The organism is Flavobacterium amniphilum (genome assembly GCF_023634845.1).
Taxonomy (GTDB): Bacteria; Bacteroidota; Bacteroidia; order Flavobacteriales; family Flavobacteriaceae; genus Flavobacterium; species Flavobacterium amniphilum.
Genome location: NZ_JAMLJL010000001.1, coordinates 297,578 through 323,998 on the forward strand (window position 1 = coordinate 297,578; position 26,421 = coordinate 323,998).

A 26,421-nucleotide genomic window follows, 5' to 3' on the forward strand; every position below is an offset into this window, starting at 1 on the left:
TAAAGAAATGTTAACTGACCAAAATTGAATACCTTTATTAAATAAAGAAAAACCTAGCCCTATGAAGTTAAAAATCTACTCACTGTTGACCGTGCTACTGCTCTTTTGCAGTTCGGTCGTTGCACAAAATTTAAAGCCGTTCACGCCCCGGTTTGACCAGGATTTGAAGGGAGATATTTTATTGATTGGAAATAATACGATCAATAGAACTACTTCAAGTAATGGTCCCAACGTCGCCTATAACGGAACCGGACAAAACGGAAGTGCCACAATGGCCTATATCGATATCGATTCAGATGCTTCTACTTTTAGTTCAAGCAGCGCCGATTTGACAATACCACCTACAAGTGCAAGCTGTTACCGCATCAGGTATGCAGGTTTGTATTGGGCAGGTATTTTGCAGAGCAACACCCGTACTGGAATCGATCAGGTTAAATTGAAACTGCCCGGATCTTCCACGTATACCAATATAACGGGAACGATTGTTCATGATGATCCTAGTGCACCTATCGGTACTGATCAGAATAAAGTGTATGCATGTTATTACGATATAACTTCTCTTGTGACAGGGCTAGCAAATCCACAAGGAACATATACCGTAGCAAACGTAATGTCAAGTACAGGAAGTAATGGAGGGACCGGATTAAGTGCTGGTTGGTCCATTTTTATTGTTTATGAAGATCCTCTTTTGCCGGCTAAATCGATTGTTTCCTTCGACGGATTCAGTGGAATTGGCGGAGCGACTACTCTAGATATCCCAATTACTGGATTTAGAACTATTCCTGCCGGACCTGTAAGAGCAAAATTTGCTTTTTCATGTTTGGAAGGGGATTACGATATTACAGGAGACTACCTTAGAATTAATGGTAACACAATTTCAACAGTAGCAGGTACAAGACCCAGAACAACCACTAACTTCTTTAACAGTACCATAACTGATGTAAATGGTATTGCTGCTTCGAGAAATCCGGCCAGTGATAATACGTTGGGATTTGATGCCGGAATTGTAACAAATTTTAACCCAGGAAACTCCGTATTGGGTAATAATGCTACTTCAGCTACTATCCGATTGGGAAGTACGCAAGACGTTTATTTTTATTTCTTCAACGCTTTTGCCGTAGATATTATTGAACCTCAGATTGTATTGACCAAAACAGTTGAAGACAGTGCCGGAAATCCAATACCTGACGGATCTGCTGTTAACTTAGGACAATACCTTACTTATGTCATCGGTTTTCAGAATATTGGAAATGACGATGCTACTAACGTTACAATCCGTGACGTTTTACCTGTTAATATCATTTACAATCACCCTACTGATTTAATTTTACCTCCGGGAGTTACTGTAGCTTCTTACAATGCCGGAACAAGAGAGATTAGATTTAATGTAGATCCGACGATTGTAAACGTTGGTGATCCAAGAAGTGTAATAAGAATCAGGGTTCGTGTAGTTGAAAACTGTTATGAATTAGTTGATGCTTGTGAAAACAGAATTATTAATCAGGCTTTCGCAAGTTACCAAGGTGTTATCAATACAACTCCTGTTACTGATGACCCGAGTTTATCAACTTTTACAGCTTGTAACTTAGGAACTCCTTCACCTACTAACTTTATCGGTAATATTGATGACTGTGTGTTTTCACAAAATGTAATTCTTTGTGGAAACAGCGTGCAGTTAACAGCGCCAAACGGATATACAACTTATACTTGGAGCGGACCTGGTCCGGTATCACCTCCCGGAGGACAAACAGTTACAGTAACCCAACCGGGAACATATACTGTTTTATGTAATGCTCCGGATCCATGTATCGATATTCCAATTACTTTCAACGTAATTACTTTTGGTACTGGTGTAACAAATCCGGTTATTCCTTATGCAGATGAAATCGTTATTTGTCCGAATGATGGAGTACAGTTACCTTATATATATTTATGTGGTGCTACTGATACACAAACCATCACAACAAATATTGCTGATGCAACTTCAATCGAATGGTACCAACTGACAAGTCCTTGTAATTCGGGTCTTCCGGTTACTTGTGCAAATACTAATCCTGCATGTAACTCATCCTGGACTAGTATTTTCACCGGACCATCCTATACTGTAACTGCAGCCGGACAATATAAGATTATCATTAGATATCCGGGGAACTGTACAAGTGTTTTCTATTTTAACGTTTCCCAAAACTTACTGAATCCTCAGGTAGTTGCTACAGATATTATATGTACTACGCCGGGTTGTATAACTGTGAATAATGTTCCTTCTTCAGGATATGAATTCAGTTTATCAACACCTGCTGGAGCAGCAACAGGAGTTTGGCAAGCAAGTAATGTATTCTGTAATATCACTGTTGCAGGAAATTACACTGTGTTTATCAGACAAACAGGATTTACTAACGGATGTTTATTCTCTGTACCAAATATTCAGGTTCGTCAAAGAAACTTTACGGTTACTGCTAACGTTACCCAACCGTTATGTTTTGGTGACAGAGGAAGTATTACATTAGGTATTAATGACGTAAACCCTCAATATTATTTTGAATTGCATTCAGGTGCAAGTCCGGCCGGACCTTTAGTTGCCAGCGCTGGGCCTCAAGCTTCGAATACTTATACATTCCCGAATTTAACTCCGGGACAAACTTATACATGGGTAGTAAGAACAGATAATGGATGTACACAAAATGCTACATTCACTATTAATAATCCTACCCAATTAGTTGCTACATCAGCTTTAACAAGACCATTGTCTTGTAATCCGGGTGAAATTACTATTAATGTAACCGGAGGAACACCTCCATATGCATATTATGTAAATACTACACCTCCGGCAGGTGCTTTCCAAACAACTAATACCGTAACGGTTAGTACGCCAGGAACCTACACAACAACTGTTGTTGATGCAAATAACTGTCAGGCAGTTACGACAATAGTTGTAAATCAGGTACAACCTCCTGTTTATACGGTAGCATCAACAAATATTTTATGTAATGGTGCAAACAACGGAACCATTACTTTCAATGTTACTAACGCTAATGGTAATGCACTTCAGTACAGTATCAATAATGGTACAACTTGGTCTAACTCAAATGTATTCACCGGATTAGGTGTTGGAACATATACAGCAGTTGTTCAATACACAACTGGAACAGCAGTATGTACTACTACTCCACAAACAGTAACTATTTCAGAACCGGCTAATCCATTGATTGCATCAGGCGGAGTTGCAGCGGTAGCATGTGACACTAACGGAGGTAACGGTATTGTAAGAATTACTAACGTACAAGGTGGAACTCCATATCCGGCACCAAACTTATACCAGTATAATTTTGGGTCTGGTTATCAAAATTCGAATCAGGCTAATTTACCTCCTGGGACTTATACAATTTCAGTTAGAGATGCTAACCTTTGTGAGTATTTCATGACGGTAACTCTTGATCCTATTCCTGCTGCACCAACTATTACTGTTAGTAACCCATCTTACAATTGTGATGGAACATCAACATCAACAGTAACAGTAAATAATGCCGGTAGCAGTTATACTTATACATATTCTATTAATCCACCTTTGGTTCCGCCACATGATCCAAATTCAAATGTATTTACTAACGTACCATGTGGAAATCCAACAGTTACGGTTAATTATACATTGGTGTCACCTCCTACTTTCAGTAATCTTTTAAGAGAAGATTTCGGTCAGGGAGACGATACCACTTCACCAGGTATCAATACTAACTATTGCTTTGAAAGACAAATTAATAGTGCAGCAAGCTGGTGTAGAGGAAGTGCACAAATTAACGATGGTGACTACTCTGTAACAAAACGAATTTTATTTCCTTTTGGGGCATGGCATAATTATGCTGACCATACTTCAAATGGAGCAAACCCTAATGGAAGATTTTTAGCAATTAATATTGGTGGTGTTGCAGGTGTTGGCGGTATTTTATATACAAAGCCAATCAATGACATCATCCCTAATCAGGATATTAGAGTTTCATTATGGGCAGGAAATTTGCTTCGAATTGATCCTTCAAATACACAAAGTCCGCCGAATTTAACAATTCAGTTGGTTAGAAATCTTGGCTTACCGACAGAAACAATTATTGCAACAGCAAATACAGGAGATATACCTAAATCAAATACGTGGTTAAACTATAATGTATCTTTAAATCCAGGTGCTAACACAAGTTTGAGCTTTGTTATCAGATCAAATATCGCTGTCACTAGTGGTAATGATGTGGTTATTGATGATATTGAGGTTTATCAGTTACCGGTTGCTTGTTTGACTACAAGAACTTTTCCTTTAAATTTACCTTGTAATCAGGCATTTTCAGCGCAAATTGTTGGTCACAGAGATGTGTCTTGTGCAGGATTGAATGATGGAACAATTACAATAGCTGCTCAAAATTATGGATCAGTTGGTTATCAATATTCAATGGATAATGGAGTAACATGGTCAACAGCACAATTGACATCACCAATTACTGTGAATGTACCGGCTGGTTATCCGGGACATGTATTGGTTAGATATGCCAGTGTACCTCCTGTAGCATCATGTAGTTTTACATTACCGCAAGTTATATCGACTCCAGCACCATTAGTTGCAAGCGCAACTGCTGGACCTGCTACTTGTTCTTCTAATGCTATTGTTACTGCTACTGCAGTAGGTGGTACACCTGCTTATAGCTATCAATTATCAGGTACAACTGCACTTGGAGCACCATATACAGTTGCATACCAGTCATCAGGGACATTTACAAACGTGCCTCCGGGAACTTATACGGTTACCGTTAGGGATGCAAATGGATGTACTGATCCAACAGATTCAACACTTACCATAACAGCTCCTGCTTCACCAACATTAACTTTAAATGCAACATCGGACTTCTGTTATGATGGAACTAATGCTGCAACACTTATAGTTACAGCTGCAAATGGAGTTGCCCCATATGAATTCAGTATCAATGGGGGAGCGTTTGTACCAAGTAATACACCAACTAACCAACATACATTTAATGGTTTAACACCTGGTACATATACAATAGCTGTAAGAGATGCTTACGGTTGTACTAATGCAGCTGCATTTACCCAAACAATTAATCCTCAGTTAACAATTAATGCTGTATTAACTAAGGATTTTGATTGTACGGCTTCACCTAATGGTACAATTTCTGTTACAACTGCAGGAGGTTATCCTGGTTATACTTATCAGGTAAATTACAATGGCGGAGGTTATGTTGCCATAGCACCGGCTCCGGCAGGTAATCCATTTACTTATTCTGTTCCTGTTGCAAATCCGGGAACGTATCAATTCCAAGTGACTGATACAAGAGGCTGTATTGCTTCTTCGGGAGTGATTACTATTCCTGCTCGAGTTAATCCTACAGCTACTCATACAGTAACAAATGTTACTTGTAATGGTCTTTCAAATGGAAGTGTTACTATAACACCTTCATCAGGAACAGCCCCTTACCAAATCAGCTTCAACGGAAGTCCTTTCACAGCTACCACTACATATAGCGGATTAGCTGCAGGTACTTATAACTATATTGTACGTGATGCAAAACAATGTACTTTCAATGGTTCAGTAACAATTACTCAACCAACTGCAATAACTGTTTCTGCAACATTGACAACGCAGTATACTTGTACTTCGAATGGTGTAATTACGGTTACTGCTTCAGGTGGTACTGGCGTACTTTCATACAGTATAAACGGTGTAACATTTCAAGCATCTAACTTATTTTCTGTAAGTAGCGCAGGAACATACACTATAACTGTTAGGGATGCAAATGGATGTACAGCGACAACAACTGTTACTGTAACAGCATTAACACCTCCTACAGATATTACATTCAGTGCAACTCCGGTAACTTGTACATCTGGAAATACATCTAATGTAACATTAACTGTTACAGGTGGTGCAACACCGATGACTTTCCAAATTATTGCACCATTTGTTGGTGGAATTCAGGCAAGTAATTTACCACCTAACCGTCATGTATATAACAATCTTGCACCTGGTACTTACACTTTCCAAGTTACAGATGGAAGAAATTGTTCTTACCAAGAATCTTTCACAATCAATCCATTAGCTGCTTTAACAGTTAGTGCGGTTGTGAATAATAATATTCAATGTGTGGGCAGTGCAACAGGATCAATCAGATTTACTGTTTCAGGATTTAGCCCAACTTATAATTATACGATTACTCCGAATGGTTTCCCTGGTGATTCAGGAACTAACGTGGGTACACCATCAGTTACTGTAAATAACTTACCTGCAGGTACATATACAATCAACATTGTAAATCCTACGACCGCTTGTACAGCAACTACTTCGGTAACAATAAGTGCACCTTCTACTCCACTGACTGCTACTTTAACAACTTCACCTGTTACATGTGCTGCTAACGGTTCGGTTACGGTTAACGCATCTGGCGGTTGGGGTGGTTACACTTATGCTATTTCACCGGTTGCAGGTACACAGTCTGGTAACACGTTCTCAAATGTACCAGCCGGATCATATAATATTACAATTGTAGATGCAAACGGATGTTCTATCACAAGACCATTTACGCTTGCTGCTCCAATTCAACCAACGTTGACATTAAATGCAACATCCGACTTCTGTTATGATACAACTAATGGCGCTACACTTGTAGTTACAGCTGCAAGCGGAGTTGCACCTTATGAGTTCAGTATCAATGGTGGAGCTTATGCACCAAGTAACACGCCGGTTAATGGTCATACATTCCCGAACTTAGCTCCGGGAACATACACAATCAGTGTAAGAGACGCATTCGGATGTACAAATGCTGTCCCTTTCACACAAACGATTAATCCACAGTTAACTTTAAATACAGTATTAACTAAAGATTTTGACTGTACGGCTTCTCCAAATGGAGTTATTACCGGTACTATCAGCGGTGGATATCCAGGTTATACTTATCAGGTGAATTATAATGGTGGTGGATTTGGTGCTCCGATTGCTGTAGCAGGTTCTACATTTAATCATACAGTGTTGACAGCAAATCCTGGTACATATGTATTCTTGGTTACGGATGTAAGAGGATGTACGGTTCAATCAGGAACTATTACTGTTCCACCTTTGGTTCCGGTTACAGTGACTTCTACACAAGTTAATGTATTGTGTTTCGGTGATGCTACCGGTTCAGTTACATTTACACCTGGTGGTGGTGTTGGTCCTTACCAAATTAATTTCAATGGAGGTGGTTTCACTTCTAACTTTACATATTCAAATTTACCTGCAGGAACTTATACATATATTGTTAGAGATACAAAAATGTGTACGGTTTCAGGTTCAATATCAATAACACAAAATCCTCAAATTACTTTCACAACCAGTGTAGTTCCTATTCAGTGTACTGCCGGAGGTACTGTTTTAGGTCAGATTTGTGTTCAAAGTGTGGCTGGAGGAGTTGCTCCTTACGTATATACTTTGATTGATTTATCAAATGGAAATCCTCCACAGGTATTTAATGCTGCAACAGCTGGTATTAATCACTGTTTTACTAACTTAGATTTCGGTTTCTATGACTTAAGCGTTACTGATGCTAATGGTTGTAAAATCACTAATAGCAATATTGCAATTGCTTCACCTGTATCTGGTTTAGATATTACTGCAACAGTTTTACCTCCGGGTGACTGTTTATCTGGTGCAACAGTTGTTGTAGATGCTGTTTCGACATTTGGGTCAAGCGGTCCTTACTACTTCTCATTGTATCCAACTTCAACTCTTCCTCCGGCTGGTGCTGGATGGCAACCGGAAATGCCTGCTGGTTCAGGAACATCAACCTTTACAGGCTTACTAACTGGTGTTACTTATTCGTTTGTTGTTTGGGATCAAGCAACTAACTGTTATTACTATGCACAGGCTGATACTAGTACTGCTTCTAACTCGACAATGACAACATCAATTAATGTTGTGAATAACGTGACGTGTAGAGGAAGTGCTGATGCAAATGTTAGTTTGACAATCAATAATTATAGCGGAACTTCGGTTTTGTGGACTGTTTATAATTCTGCGACATTAGCACCTGTTGTTGGACCAACTAACGTTGCTGGTTTACCGGGTGGACCATTTACTATTAATAATATTGGTCCATTGGCTCCAGGTTCATACTTTGTTTTATTAACTGAAACAAGTGGTGTTCATAATGGATGTTCAGTTTCAACTCCTGTATTTAACGTTGTTGAATCTTTAACACCATTAACAATTACTGCCAGTTCAATTAAAAATGACAATTGTAATCTTAATGCAGGTGTTATCACTGCTACTGGTCAAGGCGGAACATCCCCATATACATACAGTATTGATGGTGTTACTTATGGAGCTTCAAATACATTTAATGTTGAATCTGGAACATACACAGTATATGTAAGAGATGCTAACGGATGTATCGTAAGTACATCAGTAACAGTTAACCTTGATGCTACTCCTGATATCGATGTGACATTAATTAACGCTTGTGCGGCTCAAGGTAACTTCTCGCTTAACGTAACATTGAATACAGTAGGTGTCGCTCCTTATTCATTAAGTCTTGATGGTGGTGCTTTCCAAACAGTTACTTTCCCTCACATGATTACAGGATTGTCTTCTGGTGCCCACACTGTTCAGGTTCGTGATGTAAATGGTTGTGGTGAAACAGTAAATATTACTATTTTAACTCCACTTTCAGGAGCAAGTGCTACTACAGCTTTACCAACTTGTGCTAATAATGACGGTGTTATCGTTGTAACACCTAGTGGAGGTTCTGGTACTTATACGTATTCAATTTCTCCTGTTGCCGGAACTATTTCAGGTACTAATCCTGCTACTATTTCAGGTTTACCGGCAGGAACTTATACAGTTACCATTACAGATGCCACTACATTGTGTACATTCAATATTCCGGTAACTTTAGGAGCTCCAACTCCTGTAACTTTTACCGCTTCATCAACAATGGTGAGCTGTAATGGTGGTTCAGACGGAACAATTACTGTTACATTAAATGCAGGTAATAACAATCCTGTATATACATATCAAATCTTGGCACCAATTGTTGTAGCACCTCAAACTTCTAACGTGTTTACCGGTTTACCGGTTGGTACATATACTGTTCAGGTAAATTCAGGTAGAGGATGTTCAGCTCAACAAAATTTTGTAGTTAATGAACCGACTGTTGTTACAGCAACGGCATCAGCAACGGCATTTACGTGTGCTCCTGATAATTCAGAAAATACATCAACAATTACTGTAGTTGGCGGTGGAGGTACTACTCCATATACTTACAGTATTGATGGTACAAATTATTTCACAGGAAATACTTTCCAAATTGTGAATACAAACGTAAACCAAACATTTACGGTTTATGTGAAAGACAATAATGGTTGTATCGGAACGAACACGGTAACAATTAACCGTTTACCTAGATTGGTTTCTGCTACAATCAACCAAGTAACTGCAATTACATGTACTAACCCTGAAGTGGTGAATGTTACTGTATCGGGCGGTTCTGGAACTTTCACTTATCAATTAATGCCTTCAGGAACTCCACAAGCTTCTAATGTATTCAACTTACCGGCTCCTGGTACATATACTATACATGTAGTTGATGTTACAACCGGATGTTCTATTGATGCTACATATACAGTTAATCCTTTCAACAACCTTGATGTTACAGGAACATTAGTTAATGGAGTATCTTGTTTAGGAGGAACTAATGGATCAATTTCAATTAATGTGACTGGATATACAGGTGCTTACAACTATACAGTATTTGATGCAAGCAATAACCCTGTTGCCGGTGGTGCTGGTAACACTTCTACTAATCCATTCACAATTCCAACAGGTTTACCTGCCGGAAATTATACAGTACAAATTACTGAAGTTGCTTCGCCTTTCTGTCAGGATACTACAGGTGTAATCAGTGTAACAACGCCTGCAACTGCTGTTGGTATCAACTTAGTATCAAATATCAATGCGAACTGTACAGCGAATGCACAGGTTACTGTAATCGGTACAGGCGGTACACCAGGTTATACCTATGCATTCATGCAAAATGGTGTTGCTCCAATTCCTGCTAATTTCACAGCTTCAAATACAGCTTCATTGAACCCAGCAACTAATACACAATGGGATGTTTGGGTACAGGATGCTAACGGATGTAGAGCGATGTTAGATGTTACTATTGCTACTGATCCAATGCCAACAGTTAATGCACCGACTTTAGCTGCTGACCAATGTACTTCTACAGGTGCTACTTATACTTTCACGGTTACAGGTACTGGTGTTGCTCCATTGACTTATAGTATTGGTGGTGCTTTCCAAAGCAGTCCTACATTTACTGTAGTTGCTTCTGCGACTCCGTATACTGTTACAGTGAGAGATGCTAACGGATGTACGGCTACTGATACAATCACTATTTACCCTGCTCTTGGTGTAACGACTTCAATTACAGCGTTACCAACATGTGCAAATAATGATGGTACAATTACAATCAATGCAAGTGGAGGTTCAGGTACTTATACTTATAGTATCGCTCCTGTTGCCGGTATAATTGCTGGTAATGTAATTTCTGGATTACCTGCTGGTACATACACAATTACAGTTACGGATGCAACTACTTTATGTACAACAAATGCAACGGTTACTTTAGGGGTACCAACTCCGGTAACGTTCACATTGGCTAGTACTCCGGTTAGTTGTTTCGGTGGAAATAATGGTACAATTACAGTAACATTAAACGCTGGAAATGATAACCCAGTTTATACTTACGCGATTATCGCTGGACCTGTTACTTTCCCTGCACAAAACAGTAACGTATTTACTGGTCTTGTTACAGGTAACTACACTGTTCAGGTTAATTCTGGAAGAGGATGTATTGCTACATTGAATGTAACGGTTAACGAACCGGCAGCTGTAAATGTACCAGCTCCTATTGTTGTTAATTTCAATTGTAATGCGAACACTAATAATGTCAATTTTGCTACTATCACTGTTAATGGTGTAACGGGCGGTACTGGAGTTTATAATATTTATGAATTCCTTCAAGGTGCTACAGTTCTTCAGAGTGGAGCAAGCAATGTTTATAATGTTACGAATTTAGCTGGTGGAGCATACACAGTTAATGTTTATGATACTAATGGATGTTTGGGAACGGCAACTGTAAATGTAATCCCTTATGTTTCGATTTCAGAACCTAACATCACAGTTGTAACTCCTATTACTTGTACAAATCCTGAAACGATTCAGGTTGGTGTAACAACTACTGGAGGTACACCATCAAGTTTAATTTATACAATTGATTCAATACCTGCAGGATTTACTCAAACAAATACAACAGGATTGTTTACTGGATTAACGATAGGTGATTATATGATTACTGTGACTAATCCTGATACAAATTGTAGTTCACAAAAAATCCATTATGTTTTTGATCCTAACAGTTTTGATATTCAGGCTAATGTGACCAGTCATATTACTTGTTTTGGTGGAAATAACGGTTCAGTTATTGTTCAGTTTGTGGATAACAATTTAGTTCCTACAAATGATGCTGGAGCATTTAATTATGTTTTGGTTAATAATACAACAGCTGTGTCTACACCTGGAACTTCTCCAAGTGCCGGTCCACTTGTAATTAACAATTTGACTGCCGGAACTTACACTTTAACGGCTACATTAATTAATTCTCCATACTGCCCAGCTACTATTTCATTTACAGTTGATCAGCCTTCTGCAGCTCTTGATTTAAATTTAAGTTCTGCCCCGATTACTTGTGTTGCTGGTAACAATGACGGATCAATTACAGCTATAGCAACTGGTGGATGGAATGGACAATATGAATATCAATTACAGTTAGGTGCGACTGTAGTTGTTCCTTATGGTATAAACTCAGTTTTCAATAATTTGACACAAGGTACTTATACAGTATATGTACGTGATGTAAGAGGATGTGTTTATAGTGAAAATGTTATTTTGACTAATCCAACACCAATCACAGCTAATGCTATTGCAACGCAAACTGTTAACTGTTTCGGTGATCAGAATATGTCGATCACGGTTACTGGTGCAATAGGTGGCCAGGGATCAAATTATACTTATACATTGAATACATTGACTCCTGTTGTTGCTTCTTCAGGGCCACAAGCATCTAATGTATTTAATAATTTAGGTGCCGGTACTTATGAAGTTATCATCCATGACGGATGGAGTTGTGCTTCTAATCCTATTCCTGTGACTATTTTGCCAAGAACACAAGTTCAGGCGACAGTTGCAATGGTGGCAAATTCACAGCAATGTGCTGATAGTTCAGCTTCGTTGACAATAACAGCAACTGGCGGTGTGGCTCCATATAGTTATAGTACATCGGCTTCTGGACCATTTGCCGGATCTTTCAATCCTTCTATTACATTGACTAATGTATCGGTTGGAACATACAGTTATTATGTTCAGGATGCTAACGGATGTATCAGTTTTGTTTCGAATGAAGTTAAAATCGATCAATTACAACCGTTAACGCTTAATGTTCTTTCTTCTACAGATTCAGTTATTAACTGTTTTGGTGGTAATGATGCAAGCATCCATGTAATGGCATCTGGTGGTATTGGTGGATATCAGTATACATTAACTGGTCCTGGCGGACCGGTTGGACCACAGACAAACGGTGATTTCCCTAACTTGACTGCGGGTAATTATGTTGTAAGTGTTACTAGTGGTAACTGTACTCCTGTAACTGTTAATATTACTGTCACTGAGCCTTCACAGCCATTCAACGTAGTGTTTACTCCTAGTGATGCTAGATGTTTCGGAGAGCCAACAGGTACTATTACTATGGTCTTCTCTGGTTACAGAGGAACAGTCCAATTCAATATCCGTCAACAAGGAACAACAGATCCAGTTGAAACATTTACTGTGACTAACCCTGCTCAGCCATATGTAATCACTGGTTTATATGGAGGTGTTACTTATGTGGTGAATGTTATTGATCAGGATTTTGGATGTAACGTTCAAGCTATAATCACAGTTAATCAACCATTGGCTTCATTAAATGTTAATGTAACTAATTATATGGATGAGGAATGTGCTGAACAGAATCTTGGAAGTATTGATGTTTCAATGATTGGTGGTACTGCTCCTTATGCTGTACATTATGAAGTTGTTTACCCTGGTACAACAACACCGGTAATCGGATCAACAGTTAACTTACCTTTAGGAACTACTACTTACCAATTTACTGGTCTTAATGGTGGTGTTTACACAGTGTATGTTGTTGATGCTAACGGATGTGCCACTAATATCGATCAAATAATCGGTAGCGGTGATAACTTTAATCCTGATGTATTGGTTGAAGCGATGTGTTATGATGTTGTTGGTGATCCTGATGGATTGTCAGGTGTAAAAATAACAGTAGTTAATACACTTGATCCAAATGGTAACTTCGGTGCTGGTTATACGTTTACTCTTGGAGCTTATCCTCCTCAAACAAGTCCGGTATTCGAATCGACTAATCCGTTTTACGGTGCGGCTTTACTAGCTGGTGGGACATTCCAAATCAATGTTTTAGGTCCTAACGGTTGTTCGAAAGACACACGTAATTTTACAATTAATCCAGTTATTCCGGTGAGCGTTACTTTAGTACCTTCACCTACAACTATCAATACAGCAATTGCAACAGCATCAGGCGGAAGTGGAGGATATACTTATACATTCTCTGGTGTAAGTGGTGATCAAACATCTCCGGGTACATTTGTTTACCTTGAATCTGGTGTGTTGACAGTAGTTGCGACTGACAGTTCTGGATGTAGTGCAACAGCATCTTTACCGGTAACTTTCATACCATTGTGTATTCCTGATGTGTTTACACCGGATGGAAACGGTAACAATGATACTTGGACTCCTGGTTGTTCAGAGATCTATCCAAACCTAAAAACTAGAATCTACGATCGTTATGGACGTCAGATTGCTGAGTTGAAAGTTGGTCAGACTTGGGACGGTACATATGAAGGAAATGAATTGCCTTCAGGTGATTACTGGTACGTGATTAAGATTAATGGTAATGATGATAAAGAGTACGTTGGTCACTTTACATTGTATAGATAATATAACTCAGAGCTATGAACTTTAAATTTAAAATACCCCAAATGAAAAGACTCTTTATTGCAGTTGTAATGGCTTCATTTTCGAATGGATTTGCTCAAGAGTTAAATTTACCTGCGGCAACTCAATATCTAGCAGATAATCCTTATGTGATATCTCCTACTTATGCCGGTATTGGTGACAATTTCAGAACAAGAGTAAATGGTTTCTTCCAATGGGTCGGAATCGATGATGCACCGGCAAATCAGGCCTTATATGCAGATTTCAGGATTTTTGACCAATCTGGTGTCGGAATCAACTTGTATAACGATAGTAATGGTAACACGCAGCAAACGGGAGGTAAAGTCTCGTTTGCTCACCATATTATCCTGGATTATCCTACTAAACAGTATCTATCTTTTGGTATGTCCTTAAATGTGAATAATTTCAGGATTGATCCAAATTTTAATACTGTCGATCCAAGTGTAACTAACGACCGTTATACATCAAATACGAACTTTGATGCGAGTATACTTTACCGCAGAGGAGGTTTCTTTGCAGCTTTCAATGCAAGTAACTTGGTTAACAAAGACATCAAGAAATTTGCTACCACTTTGAATGAGCCTAATTTGTTAAGAAATTACCAAATATATACAGGTTATACTTTCAGAGGAAACAGAAGCAGCAGAGTTGAATTTGAACCGTCAGCTTACTTTCAATTATTTGAAAGTGACGGACGTTCATCTACAGATGTTAATATCAAGGCACGTTGGTTGGATTATCAGAAAACAGGTTATTTCTGGGGTGGTGTCACTTACCGTATGTTGAACGATCAGCCTTTTAAGCCTTTATCCATCGGACCAATGTTAGGTTTGAAGAAAGGTGGTTTCTATATGGGTTATTCCTATCAGATATTTACCAGTGAAATCCAAGCTTACACTTCAGGAACACATATGATTACCTTAGGATGGGATTTCTTCCAGGGTATCAGCAACTGTCCTTGTACACAAACTGCTGTAGCAGAAGATTAATAATTTAAACTTTTAAAAGCCAAAATGAAAACCTTGACTGATTTTAACTTTAGAGACAAAAAAGCCATAATCCGCGTTGATTTTAACGTACCGCTGAATGATAAATTTGAAGTAACGGATGCAACCCGTATCGAAGCTGCTAAACCAACTATCGATAAAATTCTTGCTGATGGCGGAAGTGTAATTTTAATGTCGCATTTAGGACGTCCTAAAGGGGTTCAGGATGAGTTTTCATTAAGACATATAGTTGACAGAACTGCCGAGATTCTCGGCAGGCCTGTTACATTTGCTTCGGATTGTGTTGGTCATATTGCTGAAAATGCATCCCAAAATTTAAAACAGGGGGAAGTTCTTTTATTGGAAAACCTTCGTTTTTATAAAGAAGAGGAAGCCGGAGATATTGAATTTTCCAAACAATTAGCTTCACTTGGTGATATCTATGTGAACGATGCTTTTGGAACGGCTCATAGAGCACATGCTTCTACAACAATTATAGCACAGTTTTTTCCTGAAAGCAGATGTTTTGGATTGCTGCTGGCAAAAGAGATTGAGAGTTTGAATAAAGTGCTTAATAATAGCGTCAAACCGGTTACTGCCGTTTTAGGCGGAAGTAAAGTTTCTTCAAAGATTACCGTAATCGAAAATGTATTGGACAAAATTGACCATATGATTATCGGTGGAGGTATGACTTTTACTTTTATTAAAGCCTTGGGTGGCAAGATTGGTAATTCGATTTGTGAAGATGATAAATTAGAATTAGCGCTTGATATTCTGGCTAAAGCCAAAGAAAAAAATGTACAAATCCATCTTCCGGTTGATGTTGTGGCGGCAAATGCTTTTGCTAACGATGCCGAAACACAGGTCGTGGATGTAAATGCTATTCCGGATGGTTGGCAAGGTCTTGACGCAGGACCAAAATCATTGGAACAAATTAAAGATGTAATCTTAAACTCCAAAACTATTCTTTGGAACGGCCCGCTTGGGGTATTTGAAATGGATTCTTTTTCAAATGGTACCATTGAATTAGGTAATTTTATTGCAGAAGCTACACAAAAAGGCGCTTTTTCACTTGTGGGTGGTGGTGACAGTGTTGCAGCTGTAAAACAATTCGGATTTGAACCTAAAATGAGCTATGTTTCTACTGGCGGAGGTGCAATGTTAGAGATGCTAGAAGGTAAGAATTTACCTGGTATTTCAGCAATAATGTGTTAATTATCCGATTTTTAACAACTTTTATCGATGTTTTACGTTTAAACTTAGTATGTTTGCATTCGTAACACAATTAACTGATTCATAATCACTTACAAAAATAAGCTTATGATTAAAAAGATTATTGCCTTAGCCTTGCTTGTTCTTTTACCGGTTTATAACGGTTTTTCACAAGAAGTTTCACAAAAGGATTCAATTGTGAAACCGGTAATTAAATTATCTTACCTTGATTCGATTAAGAAGACTTTCGTAGTTGATGCTACAACTGATTGTATTGAAAGTCAGTATATAAAAGAATTATCTTCTACACAGGAAATTTTTGACGGTTTAATAGCCGATATCAAAACCCTGGATTTAAACGCACCGGTTGATTATGAATTACCAACTGAGCTTTTCAAAGAAAGATTGCGTTTAATGGATGAAAAATCTCCATTCAATATTGATTATAATCCACAATTAGAAAACCTTGTAAAGAGTTTTCTTAAAAACCGTAAACGTTCATATGAGCGTTTAATGGGGTTGTCCCAATTTTATTTTCCCATGTTTGAAGAAGCAATGGCACGTTATGACGTCCCTTTGGAAATCAAATACCTGGCAATTGTTGAATCAGCTTTAAATTCTAAAGCAGTTTCACGCGTGGGTGCTACCGGTTTATGGCAATTCATGTATGAAACAGGGAAACAGTACGGACTAAAAATTGATTCGTATGTTGATGAGCGTAGTGATGCATATAAAGCTTCGGATGCTGCTGCACGTTATATGGCTGGTATGTATAAAATCTTCGGAGATTGGGAATTGGTACTTGCTTCTTATAATTCAGGTGCAGGAAATGTTTCAAAAGCAATCCGCCGTTCAGGAGGTCACCAGAATTTCTGGAACATCAAAAACAAACTACCAAGAGAAACGCAAGGTTATGTGCCGGCTTTCTTAGCAACCATGTATATTTTCGAATACCACAAAGAACATGGAATCGTTCCGCAAAAACCGGTTGCTAATCATTTTGAAACTGATACCATTGCTGTAAAAAGAAAAATATCATTTAAGCAATTATCAGATTTATTGGATATACCAACTTCTGATATCGAATTCCTGAATCCGTCATACAAAATGAAAGTCGTTCCATACGTAACGGGGAAAACTAATTTTGTGACTTTACCGAAGAAGAAAATTGCCATTTTCGCTTCTAATGAAAACAAATTGTATGCTTATGTGGATTATGAGGAAAGCAAACGTGAAAAACGTTTTGTGCCAACGCCTAAGGTTAAAACCAGAATCGTCCGCGATACTCTAACACAAAATCCTCTTGAAGAAGCGGTGGCATCAAATGAAAAGTCAAATCTTCGTACCAAATACCATACAGTTAAACGAGGAGATAATCTTGCCGTGATTGCCAGCAAATACGGTGTAAGTATGAAAGAGGTTAAAGATTGGAATAACTTACGATCTTCAAATCTTCAGGCAGGAAGAAAATTAAAAATTAAAGTTAGTGATGATTTGGTTGTTAAAGAAGAGGCAATTGCCGAGAAAGCAACTGATAAAAAATCACTTAAAGTTAAAGAAACAAATACTGAAGCGGTTATTAAAAATACTTCAGCTGTTGCAGAACACACTGTTGAACCAGGAGAAACTCTGGTGACAATTGCTAAAAAACACAAGATGTATGTAGCCGATTTGAAGAAATTCAACAATCTGAAAGACGGTAACATCAAAGTAGGAGACAAGTTGCGTTTGAAGTATTCTGCTGAACCAATTGTTGCAGAACAAAAAGAAGAAGCAATTGCTGCTGTTCAAAATACTGAAAATGTACACGTGGTTAAAAAGGGCGAAAATATTTTCCAGATTGCAAAAATATACAAAGTTGGAGTTGATGAAATTCTTAACTGGAACAACTTGACCACTACAAGTATCAATGTGGGCGATCAATTGAAAATCGAAAAAAGCCAGGAAGTTGTTGTCGAGAATACTAAGAAAAAGGTGAACAAATACGAAGAGCAAAAGTTATATGTTGTCCAAAAAGGAGATTCATTATTTAAAATTTCCCAAAAGCACAACACCACTGTAGCTGAAATCAAAAAGAAAAATAACATAAAAGAAAATGATTTACAGCCTGGAATGAAGCTGAAAATCTAATAAACAAAGGGAGTCGGAAGATTCCCTTTTTTATTTTAAATTTGTTGGAAACTTCAATTATGAAATTAGAATTCAAAATAAAGCGTTTTAAAGAGCTTTCTACAGCCGAGTTGTATCAAATGCTACAATTACGAAGTGAAGTCTTTATAGTGGAGCAAAATTGTGTTTATCAGGATATTGATGGGAAAGACCAGAAAGCAATTCACGTTTTGGGTTATCTTGGAGATGATTTGGCAGCGTATTGCCGTTTGTTTGATGCTGGAGGATACTTTGATGAAGCCTCGATAGGAAGGGTAATCGTTTCCCCGAAGCACCGTGATAAGAAATTAGGACATGATTTAATGCAGGTTGCCATAGCCAGCGTTGCAAAGGAATTCAACCAAACCAATATTACGATTTCGGCGCAGCAATATTTACAGAAATTTTATGAAGGACATGGATTTGTACAAACTTCAGAAATGTACCTGGAAGATGATATCCCGCATATAGAAATGAAGAAGCAATAGGTTAACTATTGCTTCTTCAAAATTTTATTGTATTCGGTAGTATTGGCCAACAACTGTGTGGCTTTTTTAATCTCCGAATTGCTCTTCAGATAATTTTGATACAAACCTTCCTTGTATTGAAAACGAAGAATCAGTTCATCTTTTAACTGGTTCAGGATTTCAGTTTTGTTTTTGTCCAATTCGCTTTCTTCGGCTTTCTGAATAGCGGCCATCAATTGATCGTACTGTAATTTTATTGTGGCGTCTAATTTGTCTTTTTTGGCCTGTTCTAAAGTTTCTTTCAGTAATTGTTCGGTCTTGGTGTCGAAACTGAAGTTTTTGCCTTTTAAATACGCTTTAAAATGGCTAAAATCAGCATCGCCAACTTCCTTGTAAGTCTGATTTTTTGAAATCCATTGTGTGGCATATTCAAAAATGGCATCATTTCTCAATAAGGCTTCGGTTACGGCACTTTTCTTGCTTTCGTCCAATTCAACATCGGGTTGGATTCCACCACCATCATAAACGGTACGTCCGGCACGTGTTTTAAACGCATTGTAATTTTTAGCATCGGTTTTTATGGCCTTGCCGTTAGCATCTTTTTTGGAATAATCCAAAGCCTGGATACATCTTCCGGATGGCGTATAATATCTGGAAATGGTTACTTTAAGTTGTGTTCCATACGTTAGTTCCAAAGGACGTTGTACCAATCCTTTCCCGAAACTTCTGGAACCAATTACTACTGCACGGTCTAAATCCTGTAATGCACCTGCCACAATTTCACTGGCCGAAGCACTTTTCCCGTCCACCAGAATTGCCAAAGGAATGTTGGTATCGATTGGGTTTCTGGTAGTTTTATAGGTATTATTATGCTTTTGTATTTTCGATTTTGTGGTCACGATCACTTCACCATTTGGTACAAACAAACTACAGATGTTTACGGCTTCACCCAATAATCCACCCGGATTACCTCTCAAATCCAAAATAATCTGTGTTGCTCCCTGTTCTTTCAGTTTTTCAAGTGCATCTTTGGTTTCCTGCGAAGCTTTGGCATTGAATTGGGTTAAAACAATATAACCGGTTTTATCATCTACCTTTCCAAAAAAAGGAACGGCCTTAATATCCACCTCATCCAAAAGAAGCTGTGTCTGCTTTGTTTCGCTGTATCGTTTATATTTGATGTCGATTTTCGTATTACGGCTTCCTTTCAGTAATTGGGAGGCGTCATCTTTGAAATCGGATAAAAGGACATCGCCAATCTGGATGATTTCGTCACCGGCTTTCAATCCGGCTTTATCGGCTGGGTAATTTTTATAAACTTCCCTGACAACCAATCTTCCGTCTTTTCTTGCTATCATGGCTCCAATACCGGTATACTCGCCGGTACTGTTGATCTTAAACCGGGCAACATCGCCTTCATTGAAATATACCGTATACGGATCCAGGTCATTCAACATGCTTTTAATGGCTTTATCCATTAAATCTGCCGGATTGGTCTGATCCACATAATTCATATTCACGGTTTTAAAAAGCGTTGTGAAAATTTCGATCTGTTTGGCAATTTCAAAGAAATCTTCCTTGAAACTGACACCCACAAATAAAAAACCACCTGCTAAAACAGGGAGTACATACCTTTTCTTGATTGAAGCTAACATAACTATCCTTTTTTCTTGAAGAATCTTCGTTTAATGAAGACAAACAGTCCTACGAAAATAAGAATAAAGGGCCAAATACTGATGATACTTAACATAAAATTGGATAAACCGTTGAAACCCTCTTTGATAGAGTTCCAGATTTTGCTTCCGAAGGATACTGTGGCACCACTTTCAGAGGCATTGTAAGTATACATTTGAATATTTACTGTACTCATCGAAACACGGTTTTGCATGTATTTGAGCTGGCCTTCTTTTGCTTCGATTTCTTCACGGATTTCGGCTAATTTTTTTTCGATTTCAAGCATTTCGGAAACCTTAGAAGCTTTTGCCAATAATTGTAAATAACGTTCCTCCAGTTTCTTTTTGGATTTCATGCGGGATTCAGTATCCACATATTCTTCGGTGACATCCTGTTGGGAAATTTCTTTACGGTCAAAATGTTTTACGCCTTTGCCGATATCGGAAATGAATGCGTCAAAATGCTGGCTGGGAATGCGTATGGTTAAATTGCGGTATACTGATTCATCGTTTTTTCCTGATTCATCATTTTGGACAATGGCTTTGTATTTGGTAATACCGGTTTTCAGACTTTCGTATGAAGCATTCAAATCAGGAGTCTGAAAACTTAAATCGGCCGTTTTGATGATTTTGGTCTGCGTTTGTGGTGAAGGGGCACTGACTGCAACTGCGGCTGAGTCTACAGCAACAGCTTCACTGGCAGCAGCTTCTTCACTGTCATATGAGGCAGAGGAAGGCTTTTGTAAATCAACGGCCATTATGGCTTCACTTTTCGATTCTGCATATTCCTCTTTACAGGAAAAAAATGTACTGGCTGCTAAAAGCAGGATAAATAGTGTACGCATAAGATATAGAATTTATAAGGTTTAAGTTACAAAATTCTATATCAAAAACTTAGCCAAAAAATATGGGGTCTTTGTATTCTTTAGCTAATTTATTTTTTAATAGTTTAATTTACCCACATGACGCATTACGCGTAAGGTTTTATTTTTACGACGTTCCACATAGTTGGATGAACCCACAGCTTTGTATTTTCTGGGACTCGGTAAAATTGCCGCGATCGATGCCGCTTCGTATTTGGTCAGATTATTGGCACTTTTGTGAAACCAGTGTTTACTGGCTGCTTCGGCTCCATAAACGCCGTCGCCCATTTCAATACTGTTCAGGTAAACTTCCATAATACGTTCTTTCCCCCAAATTAACTCGATTAGAACGGTATAATAAGCTTCCAAAGCTTTTCGGATATAACTACGACCTTGCCAAAGGAATACATTTTTAGCGGTTTGTTGTGAAATTGTACTTCCGCCTTTTAATTTTTTACCTTTCATGTTGCTACGCATCGCTTTATTCATGGCGCTGAAATCAAAACCGTTATGTTTCAGGAACATACCGTCTTCACTGGCTACAACCGCTTTTTGTAAATTCATTGAAATGTCTTCCAAAGGAACCCAGTCATGACTGCAGACCATTTCTTTACCGGCCATTTTCTGTTCTATCGAACGGGCGATCATAAGCGGTGTGAAAGGAACCGGCACAAATTTGAACAATAAAACAAGTACAATTGAAATGATATTGAACCAGATGAATGCCTTGAACAGAAAACGCTTGACTTTTCCCCAAAAGGTTGTCGGTTGTGTCTTGGTTTTTGCTTTAGGTTTTGGTTTGGGTGCTGTTTTTTTTGATGCCATTACTATACTAAATCTGCTAATTCCTGTCCGATTAAACTTCCTATTGCGACTCCCATTCCTCCCATGCGGACACCACAGTATACATTTTCCGAAAGTGGTTTGACAATGGGTTTTTTATGGGCACCAACTCCCATAATACCGCTCCATCGGTGGGCAATGGTGAAATCTGTGGATGGCAAAATTACAGTTTTTAATAATTCTTCGAGTTTATTTTGGATTAATTCTGTCTGGTCAAGAATTGTGGTGGTTTCACCTTCAAAATCTAAATTCCTTCCGCCTCCGAACAATATTCTGTCGTTTATGTTTCTGAAATAATAGTAACCTCTGTCCAGATGGAATGTTCCTTTGATGTCTAAACCCGGAATGGGTTCTGTGATTAAAACCTGTGCCCGTGCCGGTTTAACTTCGCCATGAGTCAATTCTCCTGCAAATCCATTGGTGGCAAACAATAATTTTTTTGTTTTAAAACTGAAGTCATTGACCTGGATTTCAACTTCACTTCCAGAATCGGTAAAGTGGGTTACATTTTGCTGGTTTAGAATCTGTACACCATGCATTTGTGCTTTTTTCAATAACGCCTGCATCATGTTTCCGGTGTCGATCTGTGCTTCAAACGGATTGAAAATGGTATATTCTTTTATGTTTTTAAATCCGAAACGGTCTACGTTCTTTTCAAAAACATCGGCTTTGAATAACGGACGTAAAATATCATTGATAAAGGGTAGTTTCTGAATACATTCGTTATAAGTGCTGTCGTCGCTTTCCAAAAATAATTCGTAACCGCCATATGGTTTTAGGTCGATTGCTTCATCACCCAAATTTTTACGGAGTAATTGTAAACCCGACCATCTTTTTTTGACTAGTTCTATAACTTCTTCTTCGGTGTGTGATTTCAAATCATCAATGATTTCAGATAAACTTCCAAAGCAGGCAAAACCGGCATTTTTTGTGCTCGCGCCTTCAGGCAAAATTCCTTTTTCAAGTATTAAAACCTTGGCATTCGGAAACCTTTCTTTAAGTGCTATCGCGGTATGTAGACCCACAATGCCACTACCCACAATAGTATAATCAACATTGGTAAACCAATTTTTTAACTCCCAGTAACTTAAATTCATCTTCTAAATGTAATTTGAAATGTTGTTCCTTTTCCGATTTCTGAATGCAAAACCTTAATTTTTCCTTTATGATATTCTTCTACAATACGCTTGGTTAAGGAAAGACCGAGTCCCCAACCTCGTTTTTTGGTTGTGAAACCGGGTTCGAATATGGTCCGAAACTGATTTTTTGGAATTCCTTTTCCGGAATCTGTGACTTTAATTTTGGCTGTTTTTCCGTCGTCTTCGATCCTAATGTCAATTTTACCACGGCCTCTCATCGCATCTATGGCATTTTTAACCAGATTTTCGATTGTCCATCCATGTAGAGTGTGATTCACACGTATTGGGATTTCATAATCGGGAGCGGTAAAAGTAAATTCGACCTGACCGGCAAAACGTGATTGCAAATAGTCGTAAGAATGTCTTGTTTCCTGAACCAAATCTTTGATTTCGAGTATGGGTTCAGAACCAATTTTGGAGAATCTGTCGGTTATATGCTGTAAGCGATCGATGTCTTTTTCGATTTCTTCAACCATTACAGGATCAATATTGTCGGCTTTCATGATTTCCAGCCAACCGATCAATGATGATAACGGTGTTCCGATTTGGTGAGCCGTTTCTTTCGCCATACCCGCCCAAAGTTTATTTTCGGTAGAGACTTTACTGGCTTTGTAGTAGTTGTAGACCAATCCTCCGAAAAGCAAAATAATGAGCAACAAGGCGATCGGGTAATATTTTAATTTGGTCAGCAAAGGGGAATTGGCATAATACAGATATCTGAATTTACCTTTATCATACTCAATTTCAATTTTGTTATTAGAACCTTTATAAATTGCTAAAAGCCTTCTTATTTTTTTCGGATCATTGATGATTTCATCATCAATGTTACTGGCACCCAGAATGCTGTCGTTTGCATCTGTCAGGATATTTGGGATGGTACTATTGTTTGTGATAATCTGTAAGGGTAAGTCAACATCGGTATTGTCACTGGCATTTTGCAGTGTTTTTTGTGCCGTTGCCCAAAGCTCCATTTTGTTACGCTCTTCGTTTTTGAATATTTGGAAGAAGGTATAGGTATTCCACAAAATCAGCACAGTGATTAGGAAAGAAGCGAGTATGAGGATCCAGCGCGTGGTGTTACTTCTGTCTGAAAAATTCATAGAATCAATTGAGTGGTTAAATATAGTAAAAATGCAATTGCTATCTTTGTAAAAAACCAGTATCAATGAAAATAAAACTTATGTTCTTTTTTCTGTTGTGCCAATGTTTAAGCTATTCACAGGAGGAATTTAATCATAGTGGCTATTGGCCACAAGAAAATGAAGAAACTATTGTCGGGGTTAAAAATTGTTACATACGAAGCGAACCAAGTACTTCCGGATTGCTTTTGGATTCACTTCAAATGGGAAGTAAAGTTAAAATTCTTAGGACTACCGAAAATCTCCAAAAAATTAAAGGGATTAATACGAATTGGGCTGAAATACAATATAGAACATCAAGAGGAGATTTGAAGTTGGGTTATATCTGGAAAGGATTTTTGGCATTGGGTTTTGTATCTGTTGGAGAAGAAAGGTATTTGACTACTATTGCTAAAATAACACAAAAGACAAACAAAGATAATTACACCGAAAATATTTTCCATATCGCTACAACTGTACTCAATCCTGAAAATGAAGTTCTAGCCGAAAAGGTTATTACAAAGAATGTTATTGAGAGCCGTTATTTCCAAAGCAAAGCAATAGGCGGTTTGGGTATGGACAATCTGAGTAATATTTACCGTATCAGTTTTAACGGAGAGGCATGTGGCGTGCCGAGTTATTACTTTTATTTTGGATGGAATGGCAAAGAATTAATTGAATTGCCTGAGAAAATGGAAGTAGGAGATGCCGGTGTGTTTTACCATTCGGAAACGTTTTTGTTTCCCAAAGAACCGGGAGGAAAGCCAAATTTTATATTCAAAGACATTGAAGATGCTGAAGCAGTCGATGATACTTCGGAGCTGTATGATATTTCAAAATCAAAGGAAACCTATACTTGGGACGGTAAAAAGGCAACTTTAATCAAAACCCAGAAATTTAAAAAGTTCAGAAAAACGTTAGATTAATAATCTTTCCGATAACAAAATCGTTTTCTTACTTTTGTTCAAAATCTGATTTAAATGAAAAGTTTTTCACCAAAAGATATACCAACACCTCAATTACAAGGTTATTTGCAAGGTGCCATTGCGCCAAGACCAATCGCTTTTGCCAGTACGATGGACGAACAGGGAAGACCCAATTTGTCACCTTTCAGTTTTTTCAATGTATTTAGTGCAAATCCTCCAATTTTGGTTTTTTCTCCGGCCAGAAGAGTGAGGGGAAACACAACCAAGCACACTTTGGAAAATGCAATTGCAACAAAAGAAGTAGTGATCAATGTAGTGAATTATGATATTGTTCAGCAAATGTCACTATCAAGTACCGAATATGCCGAAGGTGTCAACGAATTCGAAAAGTCAGGTTTAACCGCAATTCCTTCAGATGTTGTAAAACCGTTTCGTGTAGCCGAATCACCTGTGCAATTTGAATGTAAAGTGAATGAAATTATACATTTGGGAACTGAAGGCGGTGCCGGAAACCTGATTATCTGCGAAGTGGTGCGTGTACACGTGAATGAAGATGTTTTGGATGAAAACGGTGTGATTGACCAACATAAAATTGATTTGGTTTCACGTCTGGGCGGAAATTGGTATTCGCGTTCGAACCAAGGTTTGTTTGAAGTGCCAAAACCCTTGGTAACACTGGGTGTAGGGGTAGATTCTATACCAGAGTTTATTAAGAAAAGCAGCGATTTCAACGGAAATGATTTAGGTATGTTAGGGAACATAGAAGCATTGCCAACTGAAGAAGAAATTGCTATCTTTGTCCAGGAAAATTTTACCGTGAAAGCGGTTTTGAGTGCTGATGACCGACAGAAAGTCAATCAGTTAGCTAAAGAATATTTAAACAAACAAGATATACTTTCCGCATGGAAAGTATTATTGGCAAAGCAATAA

Annotated in this window: 12 protein-coding genes; 7 read left to right on the forward strand and 5 right to left on the reverse strand. The window is 38.2% G+C overall.

Going from position 1 to position 26,421, the window contains the following annotated elements; genetic code table 11:
- Positions 1 to 61: 61 nt before the first annotated feature.
- From NAT51_RS01320 to NAT51_RS01340, 5 genes are all read left to right on the forward strand, one after another.
- Positions 62 to 14,098, forward strand: a complete 14,037-nt coding sequence (locus NAT51_RS01320) for a T9SS type B sorting domain-containing protein (protein ID WP_250594299.1) — start codon at positions 62 to 64, stop codon at positions 14,096 to 14,098.
- A 41-nt stretch (positions 14,099 to 14,139) separates the two neighbouring features.
- On the forward strand, positions 14,140 to 15,105 hold the full coding sequence (locus tag NAT51_RS01325; protein WP_250594301.1) for a PorP/SprF family type IX secretion system membrane protein: 966 nt from the start codon (positions 14,140 to 14,142) through the stop codon (positions 15,103 to 15,105).
- 24 nt (positions 15,106 to 15,129) lie between these two features.
- Positions 15,130 to 16,317, forward strand: coding sequence for a phosphoglycerate kinase (locus NAT51_RS01330; RefSeq protein WP_250594303.1), 1,188 nt, complete (start codon positions 15,130 to 15,132; stop codon positions 16,315 to 16,317).
- Positions 16,318 to 16,422: 105 nt separating this feature from the next.
- Positions 16,423 to 18,444, forward strand: a complete 2,022-nt coding sequence (locus NAT51_RS01335; protein WP_250594305.1) for a LysM peptidoglycan-binding domain-containing protein — start codon at positions 16,423 to 16,425, stop codon at positions 18,442 to 18,444.
- 59 nt (positions 18,445 to 18,503) lie between these two features.
- Complete coding sequence (locus NAT51_RS01340; RefSeq protein ID WP_250594307.1) at positions 18,504 to 18,950, forward strand: GNAT family N-acetyltransferase; 447 nt, start codon at positions 18,504 to 18,506, stop codon at positions 18,948 to 18,950.
- Between the two features lie 5 nt (positions 18,951 to 18,955).
- Here the strand turns inward: NAT51_RS01340 and NAT51_RS01345 are convergent, their stop codons facing one another.
- The 5 genes from NAT51_RS01345 to NAT51_RS01365 form a co-directional block, all read right to left on the reverse strand.
- Positions 18,956 to 20,584, reverse strand: a complete 1,629-nt coding sequence (locus NAT51_RS01345) for a S41 family peptidase (RefSeq protein WP_250594309.1) — start codon at positions 20,582 to 20,584, stop codon at positions 18,956 to 18,958.
- 2 nt (positions 20,585 to 20,586) lie between these two features.
- A complete protein-coding gene (locus NAT51_RS01350; protein WP_250594311.1) occupies positions 20,587 to 21,447 on the reverse strand; it encodes a DUF4349 domain-containing protein in 861 nt (286 codons plus the stop codon).
- Between the two features lie 96 nt (positions 21,448 to 21,543).
- Positions 21,544 to 22,290 (reverse strand): monofunctional biosynthetic peptidoglycan transglycosylase, encoded by a 747-nt coding sequence (gene mtgA / locus NAT51_RS01355; protein ID WP_250594313.1) that lies wholly within the window; start codon positions 22,288 to 22,290, stop codon positions 21,544 to 21,546.
- 2 nt (positions 22,291 to 22,292) lie between these two features.
- Complete coding sequence (locus NAT51_RS01360; RefSeq protein WP_250594315.1) at positions 22,293 to 23,405, reverse strand: NAD(P)/FAD-dependent oxidoreductase; 1,113 nt, start codon at positions 23,403 to 23,405, stop codon at positions 22,293 to 22,295.
- Positions 23,402 to 24,547 carry a sensor histidine kinase gene (locus NAT51_RS01365; RefSeq protein WP_250594317.1) on the reverse strand — a complete coding sequence of 382 codons (1,146 nt, stop codon included), beginning with the start codon at positions 24,545 to 24,547 and terminating at the stop codon, positions 23,402 to 23,404. Before NAT51_RS01365 ends, NAT51_RS01360 begins: the two co-directional genes overlap by 4 nt.
- 65 nt (positions 24,548 to 24,612) lie before the next feature.
- Here NAT51_RS01365 and NAT51_RS01370 point away from each other — a divergent pair, with 65 nt between their 5' ends.
- Both NAT51_RS01370 and NAT51_RS01375 read left to right on the forward strand, forming a co-directional pair.
- The gene (locus NAT51_RS01370; protein ID WP_250594319.1) at positions 24,613 to 25,491 is read left to right on the forward strand and encodes an SH3 domain-containing protein; all 879 of its coding nucleotides are present in this window, start codon (positions 24,613 to 24,615) and stop codon (positions 25,489 to 25,491) included.
- A gap of 54 nt (positions 25,492 to 25,545) precedes the next feature.
- Entirely contained in the window at positions 25,546 to 26,421 is an 876-nt protein-coding gene (locus NAT51_RS01375) for a flavin reductase family protein (RefSeq protein WP_250594321.1), read from the forward strand.